The organism is Flavobacterium sp., from assembly GCF_046155325.1.
GTDB lineage: Bacteria > Bacteroidota > Bacteroidia > Flavobacteriales > Flavobacteriaceae > Flavobacterium.
This window is the reverse complement of sequence record NZ_JBJXDQ010000102.1, coordinates 1-21,976: the sequence shown is the minus strand read 5'-3', so window position 1 is coordinate 21,976 and position 21,976 is coordinate 1. Positions and strand designations below refer to the sequence as shown.

The 21,976-nt window shown below is 30.2% G+C and carries 19 protein-coding genes and 1 other RNA gene; 9 read left to right on the top strand and 11 right to left on the bottom strand.

The window, feature by feature from the left end:
* Positions 1–161: 161 nt before the first annotated feature.
* Entirely contained in the window at positions 162–1,949 is a 1,788-nt protein-coding gene (locus ACKVOD_RS07125) for an ABC transporter ATP-binding protein (protein WP_409208775.1), read from the top strand.
* A gap of 3 nt (positions 1,950–1,952) precedes the next feature.
* Here the strand turns inward: ACKVOD_RS07125 and ACKVOD_RS07120 are convergent, their stop codons facing one another.
* Entirely contained in the window at positions 1,953–3,122 is a 1,170-nt protein-coding gene (locus ACKVOD_RS07120; RefSeq protein ID WP_409208774.1) for a proline dehydrogenase family protein, read from the bottom strand.
* 125 nt (positions 3,123–3,247) lie between these two features.
* On the opposite strand from ACKVOD_RS07120, the gene ACKVOD_RS07115 reads away from it, so the two are divergent.
* The 5 genes from ACKVOD_RS07115 to ACKVOD_RS07095 all read left to right on the top strand — a co-directional run bounded on the left by ACKVOD_RS07115 (position 3,248) and on the right by ACKVOD_RS07095 (position 9,680).
* A complete protein-coding gene (locus ACKVOD_RS07115; RefSeq protein WP_409208773.1) occupies positions 3,248–5,404 on the top strand; it encodes an O-antigen ligase family protein in 2,157 nt (718 codons plus the stop codon).
* A gap of 38 nt (positions 5,405–5,442) precedes the next feature.
* The gene (aroB, locus tag ACKVOD_RS07110) at positions 5,443–6,522 is read left to right on the top strand and encodes a 3-dehydroquinate synthase (RefSeq protein ID WP_409208772.1); all 1,080 of its coding nucleotides are present in this window, start codon (positions 5,443–5,445) and stop codon (positions 6,520–6,522) included.
* Positions 6,523–6,808: 286 nt separating this feature from the next.
* A complete protein-coding gene (locus ACKVOD_RS07105; protein WP_409208771.1) occupies positions 6,809–8,209 on the top strand; it encodes an arginine decarboxylase in 1,401 nt (466 codons plus the stop codon).
* A gap of 68 nt (positions 8,210–8,277) precedes the next feature.
* A complete protein-coding gene (locus tag ACKVOD_RS07100) occupies positions 8,278–9,249 on the top strand; it encodes a deoxyhypusine synthase family protein (RefSeq protein ID WP_409208770.1) in 972 nt (323 codons plus the stop codon).
* 8 nt (positions 9,250–9,257) lie between these two features.
* Positions 9,258–9,680: a DNA primase gene (locus ACKVOD_RS07095; RefSeq protein WP_409208769.1), complete on the top strand. Its 423-nt coding sequence runs from the start codon at positions 9,258–9,260 to the stop codon at positions 9,678–9,680.
* Positions 9,681–9,754: 74 nt separating this feature from the next.
* Here the strand turns inward: ACKVOD_RS07095 and ACKVOD_RS07090 are convergent, their stop codons facing one another.
* The 9 genes from ACKVOD_RS07090 to ACKVOD_RS07050 all read right to left on the bottom strand — a co-directional run bounded on the left by ACKVOD_RS07090 (position 9,755) and on the right by ACKVOD_RS07050 (position 18,872).
* Positions 9,755–10,282, bottom strand: coding sequence for a DinB family protein (locus tag ACKVOD_RS07090; protein ID WP_409208768.1), 528 nt, complete (start codon positions 10,280–10,282; stop codon positions 9,755–9,757).
* A gap of 12 nt (positions 10,283–10,294) precedes the next feature.
* Entirely contained in the window at positions 10,295–12,880 is a 2,586-nt protein-coding gene (locus ACKVOD_RS07085; protein ID WP_409208767.1) for a phosphoenolpyruvate carboxylase, read from the bottom strand.
* Between the two features lie 92 nt (positions 12,881–12,972).
* Entirely contained in the window at positions 12,973–13,452 is a 480-nt protein-coding gene (locus ACKVOD_RS07080) for an Lrp/AsnC family transcriptional regulator (protein ID WP_409208766.1), read from the bottom strand.
* A 49-nt stretch (positions 13,453–13,501) separates the two neighbouring features.
* Positions 13,502–14,653, bottom strand: a complete 1,152-nt coding sequence (locus tag ACKVOD_RS07075) for a M14 metallopeptidase family protein (protein WP_409208777.1) — start codon at positions 14,651–14,653, stop codon at positions 13,502–13,504.
* 63 nt (positions 14,654–14,716) lie between these two features.
* Positions 14,717–15,268, bottom strand: coding sequence for a 1-acyl-sn-glycerol-3-phosphate acyltransferase (locus ACKVOD_RS07070; RefSeq protein WP_409208765.1), 552 nt, complete (start codon positions 15,266–15,268; stop codon positions 14,717–14,719).
* 3 nt (positions 15,269–15,271) lie between these two features.
* Positions 15,272–16,000 (bottom strand): 3-deoxy-manno-octulosonate cytidylyltransferase, encoded by a 729-nt coding sequence (gene kdsB / locus ACKVOD_RS07065; protein WP_409208764.1) that lies wholly within the window; start codon positions 15,998–16,000, stop codon positions 15,272–15,274.
* Positions 16,001–16,417, bottom strand: coding sequence for a hypothetical protein (locus ACKVOD_RS07060; protein WP_409208763.1), 417 nt, complete (start codon positions 16,415–16,417; stop codon positions 16,001–16,003).
* 207 nt (positions 16,418–16,624) lie between these two features.
* Positions 16,625–17,332, bottom strand: a complete 708-nt coding sequence (locus ACKVOD_RS07055; RefSeq protein ID WP_409208762.1) for a transposase — start codon at positions 17,330–17,332, stop codon at positions 16,625–16,627.
* A gap of 118 nt (positions 17,333–17,450) precedes the next feature.
* A complete protein-coding gene (locus tag ACKVOD_RS07050; protein ID WP_409208761.1) occupies positions 17,451–18,872 on the bottom strand; it encodes an ATP-dependent RecD-like DNA helicase in 1,422 nt (473 codons plus the stop codon).
* 102 nt (positions 18,873–18,974) lie between these two features.
* Between ACKVOD_RS07050 and ACKVOD_RS07045 the strand changes: the two genes are divergently transcribed.
* Both ACKVOD_RS07045 and ACKVOD_RS07040 read left to right on the top strand, forming a co-directional pair.
* Positions 18,975–19,793 (top strand): DUF3822 family protein, encoded by an 819-nt coding sequence (locus ACKVOD_RS07045; protein ID WP_409208760.1) that lies wholly within the window; start codon positions 18,975–18,977, stop codon positions 19,791–19,793.
* Positions 19,790–20,383, top strand: coding sequence for an RsmD family RNA methyltransferase (locus tag ACKVOD_RS07040; RefSeq protein ID WP_409208759.1), 594 nt, complete (start codon positions 19,790–19,792; stop codon positions 20,381–20,383). The genes ACKVOD_RS07045 and ACKVOD_RS07040 overlap by 4 nt, the downstream gene beginning before the upstream one ends.
* 98 nt (positions 20,384–20,481) lie before the next feature.
* On the opposite strand, the gene rnpB is transcribed toward ACKVOD_RS07040, so the two are convergent.
* Positions 20,482–20,797: RNase P RNA component class A (gene rnpB / locus ACKVOD_RS07035), an RNA gene on the bottom strand.
* Positions 20,798–20,910: 113 nt separating this feature from the next.
* Here rnpB and dnaX point away from each other — a divergent pair.
* Positions 20,911–21,976: DNA polymerase III subunit gamma/tau (dnaX, locus tag ACKVOD_RS07030; protein ID WP_409208776.1), on the top strand; the 1,066-nt coding region annotated here is incomplete at its 3' end.

Here is a 21,976-nt window from a genome sequence, read left to right as displayed (position 1 = left end):
TGCAAATATACATTGTAGTTATTGTATATGCAAACAAATTACTGAAAAATGCAATTAATTTAAACCTATAATATTTCAATTAAATTATATCCGCAATAGAATTCAAAAGAGTTTATTAAACAATTGATATAGTAGTATATTTGCAAATTAAAACTATTTAAATGGGTCGATTTAAAGAAAATGATTTGCCAAAATCAAAAATTACAGCCAGTTCTCTTAAAAAAGCAAAAATTATTTTTAAATATGCAGGAAACAATAGTTGGAAATTCTATGTTGGATTAATTTTTTTATTACTTACCAGTATAACAGCATTAGCTTTTCCAAAATTTATGGGAATGTTAGTGGATTGTGTCAATAAAAAAGATAGTGCTTTAGCTAATAAAATCGCACTTGGACTTGGTTTAGTATTACTATTACAATCCATCTTTTCCTTTTTCAGATTATCATTATTTGTGAATTTTACTGAAAACACTTTATCTAATGTGCGTTTAGCCCTATATACTAATTTAGTAAAATTGCCAATGTCATTTTTTTCTCAAAAAAGAGTTGGTGAGTTAAATAGTCGTATAAGCAACGATATTGGTCAGATTCAAGACACATTAACCACAACAATTGCCGAATTTCTTCGTCAATTTATTTTGATTATCGGAAGCTTTATAATGTTAGCGAGTATCAATATAAAATTAACGGTAATGATGGTTTCTGTAGTTCCATTGGTAGGAATTGCAGCAGTTATTTTTGGCCGTTTTATTAGAAAATATTCGAAAAAAGTACAAGATCAAGTTGCCGAAAGTCAAGTTGTTGTTGAAGAAACGATGCAGGGAATTAGCATCGTTAAAGCTTTTGCAAACGAATGGTATGAAATAGAACGCTACAAAGCTAAAATAAATGAAGTCGTAAAAGTTGCAATTAAAGGCGGTCAATTTCGTGGATATTTTGCTTCTTTTATTATTATTTGTTTGTTTGGCACTATTGTAGCCGTAGTTTGGTATGGTGTACAATTAAGTATTTCTGGAGAGATTACCGTTGGTCAATTATTTACTTTTATTTTATATTCGAGTTATGTAGGTGCATCCTCTGGGGGAATCGCTGAATTGTATGCCCAAATGCAAAAAGCTATAGGTGCTACCGAAAGAGTTTTTGAACTTTTAGACGAAGTGCCTGAAATTATAAATACAAATCAAGATAACATTTCTTTAGAAAAAATTAAAGGTGAAGTTAGTTTTCAAAACGTCGCTTTTAGTTATCCCTCTCGAAAAGAAATTCAAGTATTAAAAGACGTTAATTTTGAAGCTAAATTTGGTCAAAAAATAGCAATTGTAGGTCCGAGTGGTGTAGGAAAATCGACGATTGCTTCACTCCTACTGCGCTTCTATGACATTGATGGAGGATCGATATTAATTGACAATAAAAATATATACGATTTTGATTTAGATTATCTTAGAAATAATATGAGTATTGTACCCCAAGATATCATTTTATTTGGAGGTACGATAAAAGAAAATATAGCATACGGTAAACCAAATGCAACCGACGAAGAAATTATTTTAGCAGCTAGTCAAGCAAATGCTATAAATTTCATTGAAAGTTTTCCCGAAAAAATGGAAACTGTTGTTGGTGAGAGAGGAATAAAACTATCTGGTGGTCAAAGACAACGGATTGCTATAGCTAGGGCTTTGCTTAAAAATCCAAGTATTTTAATATTAGACGAAGCAACTTCTTCTTTAGATAGTGAAAGTGAAAAACTCGTTCAAGAAGCATTAGAAATTTTGATGAAAGGAAGGACTAGTATAATTATTGCACATCGTCTTTCGACAATTCGCAGTGCCGATCAAATTTTGGTGCTTGACAAAGGTCTAATTACCGAGCAAGGTACTCATCAAGAATTGATTACTTTAGAAAATGGAATTTATAAAAACTTAAGCAACTTACAGTTTAGTAATTCTTGAGGTTTAATTTACTTTTCTCCTTTTTCGTTCTGTATTAATCAATAATAATTCTCTATTTGTTTGTCCTGCCACCGATGTGTTTTCTTCGGCACGACGAATTAAATAGGGCATTACATCTTTTACAGGTCCAAAGGGTAAATATTTGGTGACATTATATCCATTTTCTGCTAAATTATAAGTTATATTATCACTCATTCCGTATAATTGCCCGAACCAAATTCTAACATCATTATTTTTAAATCCTTTTTCTTTCATCAATTTTAATAAAAAATAGTTGCTGGATTCATTATGAGTACCCAGATAAATTGACATAATACTAATATTATCAATTATATATTGAATAGCTTTATCAAAATTAATATCAGTTTCATCTTTTGATAAACAAATAGGTGTTACATAACCCATATTTTGTGCTCTATGATTCTCTTTTTCCATATAGGCTCCACGAACAAGTTTAACACCAATTTGAAAATCTTTTACCTTTGCATTTTGATGTAATTTTTTTAAATATTCTAGGCGATCCCAACGGTACATTTGAAACGTATTAAAAACAATAGGTTTTATTTTATTATATTTTAACATCATTTCTTCGACCAAATTATCAATTGCATCTTGAATCCAGCTTTCTTCAGCGTCAATTAATAACCTAATATCATTATCATATGATGCCTTACAGACCATCTCAAAACGAACCACTACCCTTTTCCATTCTTCATTTTCCAAAAAAGTTAACTGCTTTCCTTCACCAATAATTTGAAATAAATTGATGCGCCCAAAACCAGAAGGTTTAAAAACCACAAAAGGCATGGCTTTTTTATTCTTAGCAAAATAAATTAGCGCTATAGTTTTATTTAAAACCGAATCAAATTGCTCCTCTTCTTCTTTACCTTCAATAGAATAATCCAAAACCGAAAACACACCATTGGCAAACATTTTTTCTACAACTGAAATGCAATCATTCTCACTTATTCCTCCACAAAAATGATTAAAAACTGTAGAGCGTATTAAACTTTCAACTGGGAGATTTATTTTTAGTGCAAAATTTAATAATAAAGTTCCAATTCTTACTAGTAATTTATTTGAAATTAGTTTGAAAATAAAATAAGCTCTGTGGAGTTCTATATCACTTTTCAATGAAAATGCAACTTGAGTATTATCAAATATTTTTTTCATTTTATTCAGTTTCTTTTATACAAATATAAAGACTGTTTTAATTTTATTTGATAAAAAATCCCTTATTTTGCATACCAATATTAAAAAATAGTTTACAAGTTTATTCTTTTTAAATAATCATTGAAATGAGCAAAAAAAACAAGATAAATATCACATACAATCAAGTTGAAATTAACCAAAAATCGGAAACGAATTATTATGATGTGATTTCCTTATCTTTTATTGTTGGGCTTTTTGTTATAGATTTTTTGCCCCTTTTCAAAAGTATTGAAATTCTAGGGCCTCAATATATTTATTTATCTATTTTAAATATAATTATAGGATTGTATATTTTCAATAATCCGTTGTTGATCTCTGAAAATTTAATAGCTTTTTGCAAAAAAAGCCTAGTTCTGAAATTCTACTTTGTTTTTATTGCACTGTGCGGAATCTCCGTTTTTTTTGCTAAAAATACTTCTTTAGGGATTGTCAATTTTTCGAGATTACTCATCATTCTTTTCACGCTACTTAATTTAATAGTTCTGTTTTATAACAGGTTGCACTTGATTTATAGGATTGCTTTAATAATAAGTTTGAGCTTGTTTATCCAATCATTTAGTGAGATTAATGAATTTATTAAAACAGTAAAGACAGGTTCTTATGTTGCAGCATTAATCGATTTAAAAGGAAACACAGGAAGCATCAACATTCTAGCCTCTAGTTTATGTTTGAAAATACCTTTTGTTTTAATTAGTATCATCCATTTTAAAAAATGGATACAATGGTTTTTAATTCTTACCCTATTTTTAGCAGTTACACTTATTTTTCTATCTGGCTCTAGGGCTACTTACATAAGTTTATTTCTTGAAATCATACTTTTTAGTATCATTTTTCTGAAAATGAATACTGAAAAAAAAGCTGGTATTTTTAAAATTTGCTTAATCATAATCCCCATCATTTTCTCATTTTTCATCTCAAATCAGGTTTTGAAATCGAGTAAAACCAAAGGTCGTTATGAATCAGTAACAAATAGAGTAAAACAGGTAACAAACATTGAAAGTAGTTCCTCAAATATTCGATTACTGTATTGGAAAAATGCAGCGAAAATGATTCAAGATAATCCTATAACTGGAATAGGGCTTGGCAATTGGAAAACAGAATCAATTCCATATGAAAAAATAATTTCTAAAGACAGGAAAATATCAAATAACACACATAACGACTTTATTGAAATTACAACAGAAACTGGAATTTTAAATGGAATTATCTATTTGTCTATTTTTATTTTATTGAGCATGATAAATTTAAAAATAGTATTGAAATCAGAAAAACAAAATACTACTATTGTTGCTTTAGTTTCTTTTTTATTACTTGTCTCTTATGCAGTTGATGCCTTTTTTAATTTTCCTTTTTATAGACCAACTATGCAATTAGGTTTTTGCTTGTTTTTTGCTTTGACATTAATCAATGTATCGCAAATTCAAGAAACTAAATCCAACGATTTTGGTAAAAAATATGCGATTTTATTAATTGTTATTTCGATATTAACTGCTTATATATCGTATAAAATTTTCAAAGCGTATCAATTAGAAAATAGTATTCGATCTAATTTTGCAACGAAGAATTTCAATCTGAAAGCAGGTGATATTGTGAGCAAATTACCTAATTACCCAAACGTTTTTACTAGTGGAGAACCATTTGCTACCTATGCTGGCAAATATTTTGTTTTAGAAAAAAATTATAAACAAGCACAAAAATATTTAAATATAGGTCATAAAATAAATCCATATTTAGGAAGGACTGAATATTATAAATCAAACATTGCAAAAGAAACAGGGAATTTAGATAGTGCATATATTTATTCAAAAAAAGCACTTGAAATCAGACCTAGAACTCGTGATTATTATATTGGTGCCGTTAATGCCGCAAATACTATAAAAGACACTCTTGCAATTCTACAGATACATAAAATATATATTGAATATAATAATAATCCAGAAGTGTGGATAAACACTTCAAGCGCTTTAAATAACTCAAAATATAGTACTAAAAAATTAATTCAATTCATTGATGAAGGATTAAAACATTTCCCTGAGAACGCTGAATTAATTGAAAGAAGAGGACTTTTTAAGAGTAATTCAAAAAAAATAAATAGTAATAATTATACCAAAGAAGCGATACAATTTTATAAAGAAAAAAATTATATAAAAGCTTTAGAAGCTTTAGAAAAGGCTTTAAAAATTGACCCTAATAATCCGAAAGTTATTAAAAACATTGCTATTTGTAAAACAATGATAAAATAGTTTACTAAAATAATTGTATTGATTAACAAAATAAAAATATGTCAAAAAAATTAGTATCAATAATAGCCAATAATTACTTAGTTCATTTTAATGAAAATGGAATTAAAGCACTTAATACTCATCTTAAAGAAGCCAAGTATTCTAATATATTCATTATTGTAGACACCTATACAAATGAGCTTTGTTTACCCAAATTTTTACCCAATTTAGAAACGGATCTTACTATTGAAATAATTGAATTTGAACCTGGCGAACATAATAAAAACATTGAAACTTGTATACAAATTTGGAATGTTTTGACCGAACTTGGTGGTGATAGAAAAAGCCTTATAATCAATCTTGGTGGTGGTGTTGTCACCGATCTAGGCGGTTTTGTAGCTTCTACATTTAAACGAGGGGTTGACTTTATTAATATTCCCACTACGCTACTATCTATGGTAGATGCATCTGTTGGAGGAAAAACAGGAGTTGACTTAGGAAACTTAAAAAATCAAATTGGGGTTATCAATGTGCCAAAAATGGTACTTATTGATAGTCAATATCTAGATACTTTACCGAAAAATGAAATGAGATCAGGACTTGCCGAAATGTTGAAGCATGGACTCATTTTTGACAAAGGGTATTGGGAAAAATTTCTTGATATGAAAATCCTTGATTTTATAGATTTTGATGAATTAATTTACCGTTCTGTAGAAATTAAAAATGAAATAGTAATTCAGGATCCAACAGAAAAAAACATTCGAAAAGCATTAAATTTTGGACATACACTTGGACATGCAATTGAAAGTTATTTTCTTGAAAACGAAAACAAAAAAACATTATTACATGGCGAAGCTATTGCTGTTGGAATGATTTTAGAAAGCTATATATCACTTCATAAAAACCTTATCAACGAATTAGAATATTTTCAAATAAAAAATACTTTAAAAAGCATCTATGATGACATCATTTTCGAAGATGAAGACATTGAACCAATATTAGAATTACTTATTCATGACAAGAAAAATGAATATGGAAACATTCAATTTGCATTAATTGAAGGTATTGGAAAAATAAAAATCAATCAATCTGTTGAAAATGAATTGATATTAAATGCTTTTTTAGATTATAAATCTTAATTATTTTTTACAAAAAAGGATTGCATTACGTCTATATTATTTTTTACATTTGTCACAATGAAAAAAAATCAAAATAAAATAAATTTTTATTCTTTTCGAAAAGAGAACAATACCTTTTTAAGAAGACTATTAAGGATTTTTAATAGTTATAATAACTATTTATATTTTGGTTCATTTCATTATTCAAAGCTTTTTCATGAAAATCTTCAAATCATTTATGCCAATATTAGAGTTTGAATTCATTTGTGTTATTTTATTTCATTAATTTTCTAAAATACTTAAACAAATGAATACAAAATATTTTGATCTAATTAATCAAACCTATTATTTCCCACAAGAAGAGTTTACCCTAAATAAAGACAACTTACAGTTTCACAACATTGACTTGATGAAACTAGTAGAGAAATATGGCACCCCATTAAAATTCACATATTTGCCACAAATTTCCAACAACATTAACAAAGCCAAAAATTGGTTTCGTAAATCAATGGAAAAAAATAAATATGACGCAAAATATTACTATTGTTATTGCACAAAAAGTTCACACTTTCAATATGTGATGAATGAAGCTTTTAAAAATAATATTCATATAGAAACTTCTTCTGCTTTTGATATTAATATTGTTGAAAATTTATTAGAATCTGGTAAAATAAATAAAAGTACTTATATCATTTGTAATGGGTTCAAAAGAGATCAATATATCGAAAACATTGCTCGTTTAATTAATCATGGTCATAAAAATACTATTCCAATAATTGACAATTACGAAGAATTAGATATTTTACAGGATAAAATTAAAAGGAAATTCAAAATTGGAATTCGTATTGCTGCTGAAGAAGAGCCCAAGTTCGAATTTTATACATCGAGACTTGGAATAGGATATAAAAACATTGTGCAGTTTTATAAAAAACAAATTCAAGACAACAATAAATTAGAACTTAGTATGTTGCATTTTTTCATTAATACTGGCATTAATGACAATGCCTATTATTGGAACGAATTAGTTAAATGTATAAAAGTGTATGTTGCTTTAAAAAGAGAATGCCCTACATTAGATGGATTGAACATAGGTGGTGGTTTTCCGATAAAAAATTCCTTAGCTTTTGAATTTGATTATGAGTATATGATCGACGAAATCATAAATCAAATCAAGATTGCTTGTGATGAAGCTGAAGTAGAAGTTCCTAATATTTTTACTGAATTTGGTTCTTATACTGTAGGTGAAAGTGGTGGAGCCATTTATCAAATATTATATCAGAAACAACAAAATGATAGAGAAAAGTGGAATATGATTGATTCTTCATTTATAACAACACTTCCAGACACTTGGGCTATCAATAAACGTTTTATCATGCTAGCAATAAATCGTTGGAATGATACATATGAAAGAGTTCTATTAGGCGGTATGACTTGTGATAGTGATGATTATTACAATTCCGAACAAAATATGAATGCTATTTATTTACCAAAATATAATAAAGAAAAACCTTTATATATTGGGTTTTTTAACACAGGCGCTTATCAAGAAACAATAGGTGGATATGGTGGATTACACCATTGTTTAATACCACAGCCAAAACATATTTTAATTGATAAGGATGAAAATGGAATCTTAGCCACCGAGGTTTTCTCTGAGCAGCAAACGGCAGAGGAAGTTTTAAATATTTTAGGATATAATAAAAAATAAAATTCTAATAAAATTATTAAATTTGAAAATGTTTTTCAAAGTTTCTTTTTAAATATAAAAGTATAAAAATGAGTAAGGGACCTATAAGTCAATTTATTGAAAAGCATTATTTGCATTTTAACTCGGCATCATTAGTAGATGCGGCTAAAGCATATGAACAACAATTAGCAAATGGTGCTAAAATGATGGTGAGTATGGCTGGGGCGATGAGTACAGCTGAGATTGGAAAAATTTTTTCTGAGATTATTCGTCAAGATAAAGTACATATTATTTCTTGCACTGGTGCCAATTTAGAAGAGGACATCATGAATTTAGTAGCTCATTCTCATTATGAAAGAGTACCTAACTATAGAGATTTGACACCACAAGATGAATGGGCTTTGTTAGAAAGAGGATTAAATCGTGTAACAGACACTTGTATTCCAGAACACGAAGCATTTAGAAGATTACAAAAACACATATACAAGATTTGGAAAGATGCTGATGATAAAGGAGAGCGTTATTTCCCTCATGAGTTTATGTATAAAATGCTACTATCAGGAGTTTTAGAAGAATATTACGAAATTGATCTAAAAGACAGCTGGATGTATGCAGCTGCTGAGAAAAATTTACCTATTATTGTACCAGGTTGGGAAGATAGCACAATGGGAAATATATTTGCATCCTATGTAATTAAAGGAGATTTGAAGGCATCAACCATGAAATCAGGTATTGAGTATATGGTATTTTTATCAGATTGGTACCCAAAAAACAGTTCTAAAGGAATTGGTTTTTTTCAAATTGGCGGAGGAATTGCAGGTGACTTCCCTATTTGTGTAGTACCAATGTTATATCAAGATATGGAAATGCATGACATTCCTTTTTGGAGTTATTTTTGTCAGATTTCGGATTCGACAACTAGTTACGGATCTTATTCTGGCGCAGTGCCAAACGAAAAAATCACTTGGGGAAAATTAGATATTAATACCCCAAAATTTATTATAGAATCGGACGCAACTATTGTTGCTCCATTAATTTTTGCTTATTTATTAGATTTATAGATTAATTTATGAAAAGAATAATTGTTGACTACGCTAAACTTACACATGAAATTTTAAACCTTTTAGTTGAAAAATTTTCTGATGGCTATGATGATTCAAATATTATACGTTTTAGAAATGCTCAAAATGAACTAATTGAAGCAGTTGAAGTAAAAACAGAAGATACTATTTATTTAGTAAAAGTAAGTACTAAACTTGCTGATAGAATCGAGAATTATGATGAAGATGATGAAATTGCGGACGAAATTGAACCAATTTTACCAATGAAAGGCATAGATGAAGATGATGAAGACGATGACGATAACCTTGATACTCCAGATTTTAAAGATGACGATGTAGAAGATTTAAATAACGAAGATGAAGATGATGAAGATGATGAAGATGATGATATTAATGAGACTGATTTAACTGATGATGATGACGATGAATAATATATTTAATAGAAAAGAGGAACTTAATTGAGTTCCTCTTTTCTATTAAAATCATGTTCTAAAAATGTAAAATATTATCCTATATTTAAATATCGTTCTTTAATAATTTTAAAATGGTGGTGTTGATGACCAATAATAATAAATCCTATTGCTCTAACTGAAATGGGATTATTTGAAGCAATGCCTAGATTTTTTAATTGTTCATTTGAAAAACTTTTAAAAAGTATAATTGTAGCTGTTCTAACTACTTTTAATTCATTTAATAAATCTTGAATACTCCTGCCATTGGCATTGGTATTTTCAACATAATCATTTTCTTCAAAACCTGGTAATGGTGTTGTATCATTTCTAGAAATTCGTAAAGCTCTATAACTAAAAATTCGCTCAACATCTATAATATGTTGAATAATGTCTTTAATAGTCCACTTACCAAAGGCGTATCTAAATTTCAATTTATCAAATGGAGTCTTTGAAATAATTGAAATCATTTCTTCAAAACCCATTTCGAAGCAATCAATTAAATCAACATTTTGATCAACTGCATTGATATAGGTTGCATTAAAAGATGAATACTCTGAAGTTATCAATTCATTAGACATCATATTTAAATTAAATTAAGCGGAATTTCTACTAGCATTTGTGTTTCCAAATAAAGATCTGGTAACAATTTTTTCAAAAGTTTTAATCAACTCTAAATTTGGAGTTGGTTCTTTGATTAATTCGTTTATTCGCAATAAAGCATATTGTTGAATTGTCAACAAAGGTAAAACTATTCGCTCTCTAATATCGATGGAAGCTTTACCATCTGGGTAATTTTCCATTAGCCCTTTATGACCCGCTATTTTTAATAGTAATCGTTTAGTTTCTAAAAATTCATCATAAATAATTTGCCAAAATGCTCCAAATTCAGGGTCTTTACTCATATAAGCTGTTAGTGGGAAAAAAGATTTTGCTAATGACATCATACTATTTTCCAATAATGTTTTAAAGAATAAAGAACCATTATATAAATCTTGAACTTTATCCCATTGATTGGTATCTTCAAAATGTTTTAATGCTGTTCCAACTCCAAAAAAACCTGGAACATTTTGTTTTAATTGACTCCAAGACCCCACAAATGGGATAGCTCTTAAATCGGCAAAATTTAAATTTTCTGAATTACTTCTCTTAGAAGGACGACTTCCAATATTAGTTTTTGCATAATACTTTAGAGTACTCATTTGTTCTAAATACGGAATAAATTTAGGATGATTTTTAAAGCTTAGGTATTTTTCATAACCCAATTGAGCCAATTGATCCAAAATTGCAGAGTCATCTTTTGAAAGTTCATTTTTGTCTTTACTAAAAACTTGGTTCGTAATTCCAGCACTCAATAAATTTTCTAAATTATAACGACATGAATCTAAAGTTCCAAAGTTAGAACTAATAGTTTGCCCTTGAACTGTAACTTGAATTTCGCTGTTTTCAATTTTTGGACCTAATGAAGCATAAAACTTATGCGTTTTACCACCTCCACGAGCTGGAGGCCCACCACGACCATCAAAAAATATAGCATGAATTCCATATTTTCTTGACATTGTAGTCAATTGCTCTTTTGCTTTATAGATACTCCAATTTGCCATCAAATATCCGCCATCTTTCGTTCCATCAGAAAAACCAAGCATGATAGTTTGTTTGTTATTTCGGTTTTTTAAATGATCTGAATATGCTTTATTAGAATATAATTTTTCCATTATTACATGTGCATTTTGCAAATCATTAACAGATTCAAACAAAGGAATAATATCAACAGTTAGATTATCCCAATTGTTTAAATGAAACAATGCAAAAGTTTCCATCACATTTAATGCACTTTCATTATTGCTAATAATATATCTGTTGGCACCAAATTCTCCATTAGATTTTTGAATTTTTTTAATTACTTGAATAGATTCTATAGTTGACTTTGTTAATTCATTTTCAAAAGCGCTTGAGTCAAGATTTCCTTTTACATTCGATAATACCTCAAATTTTTCACTTTCAGTCAAATCATAATAATTTTCAGGAAACACATTTGATTCTGTTGCTTTATAATATTCAAAAACGTCTTTGAAAACTGCATCATGAATCTTGCTGTTTTGTCGAATGTCTAAAGAAGCAAAATGGAATCCAAACAAATTCACCTTAATAAGTAAGGCTTCAATTTCTTCAAGATATAAAGATTGATGTTCTTTAACTATTATTGTTTTTATCTTAAGTAATTGAGATTTAAATTCATCCAATGAAATGAAAATATCACCTTTTGAATAAAAAACAGATCGATATAACTTATTCTCCAATTCAGCTACTAAAACATCAACCCCAGAAAAAGTTAATTTTCTTTTTAAGTTTCTCATCTCGATATAATAACATTTCAAAATTGATGTTCTCAATCGATCAGATACTTTAAGAGTTATTTCAGTTGTTACAAATGGATTTCCATCACGATCTCCACCTGGCCAAAACCCTAATTTAATCAATTGATTTTTGATTGTTTCTCCGTTCAAAAGATTCTTTTGAAGATAATGAACCATTTCTCCTGAGGTTTCATAAAATACATTTTCTAAATACCAAATCAAACTAACCGCTTCGTCAAAAGGATTTGGTTTTTCATTTTGAATAAAAGGTGTTTTTCCAAGTTGAGCTAATAGTTGCTTTATTTCTAACAAATCATTTTTACGAATTGCATCGGTCAAATCATTAATAATTCCAAGCACTGCTCCAGGATAAAATTGAGTTGGATGAGCCGTTAATACGGTACGAACATTAAAATTTTCTAAACATTCGATTAATTCTTCTTTATTATTCTCTACATCTGATTTTTCTTTTATATCACGCAAAGAACCAATACCTTCAATATTATTTACAATTGGAAAAGCTGCATCTTCAATAGCATCAAAAAGTACTATTTGACGTTCGATATATTGAATAAACCGAAACATTAAATCAATTTTCTCTTCTTCAGAAACACTGTGTAGATATTTTTTATCAAAGAAATTTACAATTTCTTTTGGTGTTTCCTGCTTTTTAAAACCTTTGTCGCAAACTTCTGTAAATAAAGGAAGCAAAACTCCTGTATTATCTATAGAATCAAAAGGCAAAGTAATAAAAACACTATTGTAAATATGATATTTGGAAAGTACTTCTTGATTAAATCGATCTATTTTTGGCAGCGTATACATAAGGATAATATTGTTGTTTTAGGGTTAAATCTGAATAAAAAAAACCTCAAGAATTCACTAGAGGTTCATTAAAATATAAACGTTTAAGTGAATTACATGTTCTTAAAGATCGTATGCATCAAACGCTTTTTGTCGTTGATACTTTCTTCTAAAGAAATCATAGTTTCTGTTCTGTAAACTCCTTCTATATCATCTATCATAAAAATAACATCTTTGGCATGTTTAGTGTCTTTAGCTCTAATTTTACAAAAAATATTAAATTTACCTGTAGTTACTGAAGCAACAGTAACAAAAGGAATTTCATTAATTCGTTGCAAAACAAACTTTGTTTGAGAGGTATTGTTAAGAAAAACTCCAACATAAGCAATGAAAGAATAATCTAATTTATCATAATCAAGCACTAATGAAGAACCCATAATAATTCCAGCATCTTCCATTTTTTTTACTCTAACATGCACAGTACCCGCAGAAATCAATAATTTTTTAGCAATATCTGTAAAAGGAATTCTTGTATTATCAATCAACATATCTAAGATTTGGTGATCTACTTCATCTAAACGAAATTTACTCATAATTATATAATTAATTTATTATGCTTATATTAGGTATCCAAAAAAAAACCTAAATTTTTAATCCATTTTGAAATTTTAATTCAGTATCCAAATTAAAATTAGCTTTACTTTCTAACTTTGGAGAATTGCTGCCTTGATCAGAATACAAACCACCCATTCCATCATATTCTATATGTCCATAGTAATTTTCTAAATCATCTATTTTATCGATATAGGCGTTAAAAAATAAATTATTCTCAATTAATTCTTCTTTATACTGAGCTGCAAAACTCGTTATTTTTTCAATACCATCATAATAAATTTTGATATTTTTATACATAAAGTCATAAAAAACAACTTTATTTTGAGGAATAATCAAATAATCTTCAATTTTACTAATTACTATATCGTTATCGATTAAAAGATTAAAACTTGAAATTAATGCAAAAAACACAAATTTTCGAGTTTCGTCTCTATCATAATCATTTGCAAAATGACCTGCTTCGAATAAAACAGTTGGCACCCCAAGAAACTGAAAAGTATCTCCTACGCAATTAATATTAAACGAATCGTCAAACCTGCCTATTTGCCCCGGAATATATTGTTGCACTATTGAATTTATTCCAGCAATAAGATTTACCGCTTTTAATCTTGATTCATTCATGTCGCGTTCTTCATTAAAGGCTGGTGCCAAAAATGATAAAGTTGCTGGTTTTCTAGTGTCTCCAACACCATAAATGGTGCGCTGATCGTGAAGATTATAACAAAAATCAGGTTTAAACGCTTCGAATATTTTACGCAAAATAATACTTTCGGGTTGAGATAAATCTTGAGCGTCCCTATTAAGGTCTACTTCATTAGCATTTTCTCTTGTGTAAAGTTTAGCTCCATCAGGGTTCAACATCGGAAGAATACAAAAAGTAAAATTGCTTATTAATTGTTTAGCATAATCCGTATCGCTATTAATAAGATTAAAAAAATCAAAAAGTGCTTTAGTAGTAGTACTTTCATTACCATGCATTTGAGACCAAAGTAGAATTCTAATTCTCCCCTTACCTATTTGATATTTATAAATTGGTTTTTCGAGAACTGATTTTCCGATAATTTCAATTTGATTCTTATTATTTATTTTTTGTAGTAAAGGCTCTATAGAATCCAATGTAATATAACGTCCCTTTAAAGTTTGTTCTTTATATAGATTGAACAATTGTTCTAAATTCATCATGAATATTCTTTTGTTATGCAAATGTAAACATCTTTACATAAATTTTATTGCGAATTGTTTTTATGGATTAAAACTGTAATCTGGAATTTTCCCAAAAACGCCTTCAAAATGCTTTAATAACAGTACTAAATCATTTTCATAATCACCCGATGGCAATATAGGTTTACCAAATTGAACTGATTTTTTTCCAAAATTAAATGCCACTGGAATTATTGGAACACCCTCTTTAAGAGCAATGTAATAAAATCCTGATTTTAATTCTGATACTTTTTTTCGGGTCCCTTCGGGTGCAATGGCCAATCTAAATTCATTCTTTTTTTCGAAAATTTTAGCTATAGCTTCTACTTTATTCAAATTGCCTGAACGGTCCAAAGGTTCCCCTCCCATCCAACGAAAATAATGGTTTAACGGAAATCTAAACAATTCTTTTTTGCCAATAAAATTCATTTCTAAACCAGTAATTCCTCGAGTAAAAATCCCTAAATAGAAATCATGCCAACTTGTGTGAGGTATCACCATCAAGACACATTTTTTGATATTACTATCAATACTTCCTTCAATTTTCCAACCCATTAATCGGAAGAAAATAAACTGGTAAATCCTTTTTTTCATTCTTTATAGAATTAATTTCCTAGCTTTTTCAAGGTCCTCCGGAGTATCAATTCCTATACTCCTGTCAGCAACTTCAATCATTTTGATCCGCTTTCCAAATTCTAAATATCGCAGTTGTTCCAGTTTTTCGGAGGCTTCCAGAGATTTCATTGGTAAATTGTAAAAATCCATCAAGGCTTGTTTTCTAAAAGCATAAATCCCGATGTGTTGCATATAGCGAACACCCACATTTTTTTCTCTAGGATACGGAATCACAGATCTCGAAAAGTAGAGCGCAAATCCATTTTGGTCTGTTACCACTTTTACATTATTAGGATTGTTGATTTCGTCATCATCCTTAATTTCAAACATTAATGAAGCTAAATCCACTTTGTTTTCGGTGTCGTTTTTATAGACCTCAATCAATTTTTCTAAAGCCACAGTATTTATAAACGGTTCGTCGCCTTGTACATTGACCACAATATCCACGTCCATATTCTCGACCGCTTCGGCAATTCTATCACTTCCTGATTCGTGTTCCTTGATACTCATAATGGCTTTGCCTCCATTGGAAACAATTTCGTTATAAATTAAATCAGAATCGGTAACGACAAAAACAGCATCAAAAAGATTGGACTTTTTAGCTGCTTCATAGGTTCTTAAAATCACGGTTTTGCCTCCTAAATCCTGCATCAGTTTGGCTGGAAATCGTGTGGAAGCGTAACGTGCTGGAATGACTGCTATTGTTTTCATTTATTCCTCTCTGGTTTCTGTAAACTCATATTCTTCATTATCAAATTCTATTGTCAAAACTTTAGCTTTAAAATGAATTTTTCCATCTTCTAAAATTTTAACTTCATATACATCAGGGTCATTATTTGTATCCGTTTTTTCATAAAACAACCCATCTTTAATCCACAATTTACCTATTTCAACTAAATTAACCGCTTTACAATCCGTTATTGCAGTATACATCAGTATAAAAGTTCCATTTTTCTTTCTTTCTTGAATCCAATATTTTGTTACTCCTTTGATTTGATTACCTTCTTCAGAACCACTCCAAGTTCCAATAATTTTTTTTTTAATTTTTTTATCATCATTTGGCTGAATTGTCACAAAAGAAAATAATAAAAAAGAGCTAATAGCAACTACTAATAATTTGTTTTTCATAATCATAATATTGCGTTAATGTTTGTTATTTTTTCCAAATATACCAATTTCCCACAAAACCAATCTACATAATCTTTACAGTGTAAAAGCTGCTGTCGGTTTTACAAAGTGTGTCTGAAATTTGATGCAAATCATTTTAAGTATTCATAATGAATATTTTTTGAAATATAATAGAGACGCGATAAATCGCGTCTGTACGCTGGCAAATTATTTTTTATAAAATTTATCTTCTTCCCATCTCGCTGGATTTTCTTCTATATAATTTTTTATTCTTTCAAATGATTCCGAATTTCGGATGATATGATCGTGGAAACGAGGATGCCATCCGAAATTTGGATTTATTTTTCGGATTTCAAAGGTACATCTTCCTTTATACCAACGAATTATTCTGGAAATATTATCAGCTAACATTGGATTATTTTCTCCAGCAAATCCTCCAATTCCATCTTTCTCCAGCGGTACAGACGTGATTAATCGCGTCTCACTGCTATTGACATCATTCAAATTAGACGCTATTAATCGCGTCTCACTGCTATTGGCATCATTCAAATTAGACGCTATTAATCGCGTCTCACTGCTATTGGCATCATTCAAATTAGACGCGATTAATCGCGTCTCTACGTCTGCGGCGGTAACGATTGATTTATCAATAATCAAAATTCCGTGCATATGATTGGGCATAATCTGAAAATTACCCAATTCTACGTAAGGAAATTGTTTTAGTATTTCGATCCAATATTCTTCGGCCAATACTCCTAAAGAATTTAAATTCATCTTTTTATTGACAACTTCTCCAAAAAAATGCTGCATTTCTTTGGTGCAAATCGTGATAAAATAGGCTCCATTAGTACCATAATCCCAATTTTGCAATCTGGCTGATGGAACTCTATATTTATTTCGGAATTTTTCTGCCATAATTTGAATCATTATTTATTTAATATCAGGATTTCGAGGTACAGACGCAATTTATTACGTCTCACATAAAACTGGGAAATATGATGTGAGACGCGATAAATCGGGTCTCTACGGAATATCATTCCACAAAACTCTCATCCTTAAATCCTATCAAATATAATTTATTTTTGGCTCTTGTCATCGCAGTGTACAACCACCGAATGTAATCTCTATTGATGCCATCAGGCAAATAGGGCTGCTCAATAAAAACGGTATTCCATTGTCCTCCTTGCGATTTATGACAGGTTATGGCATACGAAAACTTGACTTGAAGTCCATTAAAATACTCGTTGGCTTTCACTTTTTGAAATTGCTTGAACTTGGTTTCGCCTTCATAATCTTTCAAAACTTCTTGATATAATCGGTTGGATTCTTCGTAGGTTAAGGAGGGAGATTCGCTTTTTATGGTATCTAATAATAACACGGTCTCAAACGGAATTTGATTGGGATAATCGACCATTCGTATTTTTACTTTGGCAAAAGTAAAACCATACAATTCTTTAATATTAAAGATTTCTAACACTTCGATAATATCACCATTAGCAATAAAACCGGCTTCATCCGAATCTTTTAGCCAGAAATAATTATTTTTTACGACCATCAAAAAATCTCCAGTTGACAATTCATTTTCTTTATCGAGGATTTTCGAACGGATTTGCTCATTGTACTGATTGGCCCTTTTATTCGACCGAACTATGAAAGCGGTGTCTTCGATACTATAATTGCTGTAAGCAGAATTGATGGCGTCCTGAATATCATAACCGTCGCTCAATCGGACAATATCTTTAAATTTTTTCAAATCAAATTTGAATTCGTCAATAAAAGAATCCTTCAACAACTCCCGAAGTTCTGTGGCATTATATAAAATTCCGGAGTTTTCTTCCTGACGCATTACCTCGTCCAACTCGATATGTTCTACTTCTTTATTATAATTTAAACCTAAAGTTTGAATGTCTAAAGCGGGGCTAATATCCAAATTCACTGGCGGTAATTGAGCCGTGTCTCCCAAAAGAATCATCTTGCAATTGGTTCCCGAATAAACGTATGAAATTAAATCATCGAGCAAAGAACCATTTTCATATAACTTAGAATCAGAATTGATGTCCGAAATCATCGAAGCTTCATCTACGATAAAAATGGTGTTTTTATGTTTGTTTTGTTGCAAAGTAAAAGAAACGCCACCGCCTGAGGATTTCTTGGGAAAGTAAATTTTCTTATGAATTGTAAAAGCGGGTTTGTTCGAATAATTGGCAATTACTTTGGCCGCACGACCTGTTGGTGCCAACAAAACGTATTTCTTATTAATGTCAATTAAGTTATTGACGATAGTCGAAATCACGGTCGTTTTTCCTGTTCCTGCATATCCTTTCAATACGAAAATCGTGTTGTTATCGTTTTCGGTTAAGAAAATAGCAATTTTTTGGAAAAATATATCCTGTTTATACGTTGGAGTAAAAGGAAATTTTTTCTGTAAAAGGCTATAAAAAAAGGAGGAATTCATTTGGTATGATTTGATTGCAAAGTAAGGAAAGTTTTTCATTAACAATTATCAAATATTAATTATCAATTGTTAATTCTTCATTTAATTTGTATGTTTGCAACTATGCCAATTAACAGTAATATCACGGACAAAAAATACAAAAAAATATCCATTCAGGTTTCACTGACTGGGCTTTCGTTTTGTGTTTTTGACACATTAAATAATACTATTCTTTCGGTACAAGAAATCCATTTTGACACTTTTCATAAAACTACCAAAACCGAAGAATTGTTTGCCGATGCTTTCAGGGACAACCCTGAATTAAAGGATTCGTATGACGAGATATTGGTGATTCACAACAATAATCTTTCGACTTTTGTGCCAGAACCGCTTTTTGACGAAAACTTCTTGGGAAGTTATTTGCAATACAACACGAAGGTTTTCGAAACCGATTTTTATGCTTTTGATACTGTTTCAAATTACCAATTGAATAATGTATACATCCCTTATGTAAATTTAAATAATTATTTTATTGATCAATTCGGAACTTTCGATTATCAACATGCTAATACTATTTTGGTCACAAAGCTTTTAGATGCTTCTAAAAACAATGATGAAAAAATAATGATTGTTAATTTTAATCCAAGTCATTTTGAAATCGTAGTGTTGCAAAATCAAAAATTACATTTTTTTAATTCATTTGAATACCAAACTCCCGAAGATTTTCTATATTATTTGCTTTTCACTGCTGAACAATTAAATATGAATCCGGAGAATTTCAAATTGGAATTGTTAGGAAACATTACCGAGGAAGACGATTTTTATCAATTGGCTTTCAAATATATTCGAAATATTTCTCAATTTGATGTATCTAATTTGCAGAAAAAAAATTCATTTTCAATTGCCCAAAATAGAAAACATTTTATTTTATTCCAATCGTGAGAATTATTTCAGGGAAATATAAAGGAAGACGTATTTTCCCTCCAAAAGGTCTTCCAGTTCGCCCAACTACTGATATGAGTAAAGAAGCATTATTCAATGTTTTGAATAACCATTTCAGTTTTGAAGGCTTAAAAATACTAGATTTATTCGCCGGAACCGGAAATATCAGTTTCGAATTTGCCTCTCGTGGCAGCACACCAATTACTAGTGTAGATGCAGATTTTGGTTGTGTAAAATTTATCAAGCAAGTTGCTGTGGAATATGATTTTAACATTGCCGCTACAAAAAGTGATGTTTTTACTTTTTTAGAAAGAAACAAAGCTACATATGATATAATATTTGCCGATCCTCCTTATGCTTTAGACCAAAAAACTTTTGATAAAATTGTCTTACTAGTTTTCGAAAAAAATACCCTTCAAGATGACGGAATGATGGTAATAGAACATTCTAAATACACCAAACTCGACCATTTGATTCATTTTTCTTTCAAGAAAAGTTATGGAGGTTCTATTTTTAGTTTCTTTGAAATTGGAAAATCGAATGAAGATGAAAAAAACCATGATTTATTTTCGGATTCTGAAGAGGAATAAATTTTAACAATAACATTCAAAAAGATAGCCACAGATTCGCAGATTTTAAAATTAATTAAATATCTGTGAATTTGTGGCTAATTAAATTTTCTCTTTATAAAAAAAGCAGACCTATAAGCCGGGTTCTGTCCACACCTGAGCGTGGCCTTATCATTTATCTAGGTTCGCAATTACTCACGAACTCTATCTTTCTACCCTTCGACAACGGGCGAGAAACCCTTAACTATCGATATACTTGAAATTTCACCGCATAGAGTTTACCTGGTTTCACTACAGCATTACCTGTACATACTTTCTGTTGCACTTGTCCTAATTCCGATAAATCGGAACCGACGGGTGTTACCCGCTATGCTTCTCTTTGGTGTCCGGACTTTCCTCCACGCTTTTGGGCGTGACGATAAGGCGGTCTGCGATGCAAATGTAAGAAATTTGGAATTGAGAATTACGTATTTTAAATTTTGGAATTCATAATTCGTAATTTGGAATTCGTAATTATTCAATCTATATTTGCTTTCGAAGAAAATCCTATGGAACAATTTGTAGTATCGGCTCGTAAATATCGCCCTCAAACATTTAAAGATGTAGTGGGTCAAAAAGCAATTACTAGCACTTTGTTACATGCAATAGAAAGCAATCACCTAGCTTCTGCCCTATTGTTTACCGGACCTCGTGGTGTTGGAAAAACAACTTGTGCAAGAATACTAGCTCGAAAAATTAACCAACCCGGTTATGACGACCCAAATGAAGATTTTGCTTTCAATGTTTTTGAATTAGATGCCGCTTCTAACAACTCGGTTGATGACATACGAAATTTGATAGATCAGGTTAGAATACCACCACAAACAGGACAATACAAAGTTTATATAATTGACGAGGTTCATATGTTGTCTTCGGCTGCCTTTAATGCGTTTTTAAAAACCTTAGAAGAACCGCCAAAACACGCCATTTTTATATTGGCTACGACCGAAAAACACAAAATTATTCCGACCATACTCTCACGTTGCCAAATATTTGATTTTAAAAGAATTACTGTTAAAGATGCTAAAGAACATCTTGCTGAAGTGGCTGCCAGCCAAGGCGTAATATGCGAAGACGATGCTTTACACATTATCGCACAAAAAGCAGATGGTGCTATGCGTGATGCATTATCTATTTTTGATCGAGTAGTTTCGTTTTGTGGAAATAACCTGACGCGTCAAGCTGTTACCGAAAACTTGAATGTATTGGATTATGAAACTTACATTACTGTAACCGACTTGATTTTGGAAAATAAAATTCCAGAATTGTTGGTTACTTTTAACGAAATTCTTGCCAAAGGATTTGATGCACATCATTTTGTATCGGGTTTAGCATCGCATTTCAGAGATTTATTGGTTTCGAAAACACCTGCTACTTTATCCTTGTTAGAAGTTGGGGAACAAGCCCAAAAACTATACGCTATCCAATGTCAAAAAGCATCACAAGAGTTCTTGCTAAAAGGTATAGAAATTGCTAATGACTGTGATTTAAAATATAAAGTAAGTCAAAACCAACGACTTCTTGTAGAACTTTGCTTGATGCAATTAGCCTCCATCACCTTTGATGGAGAAAAAA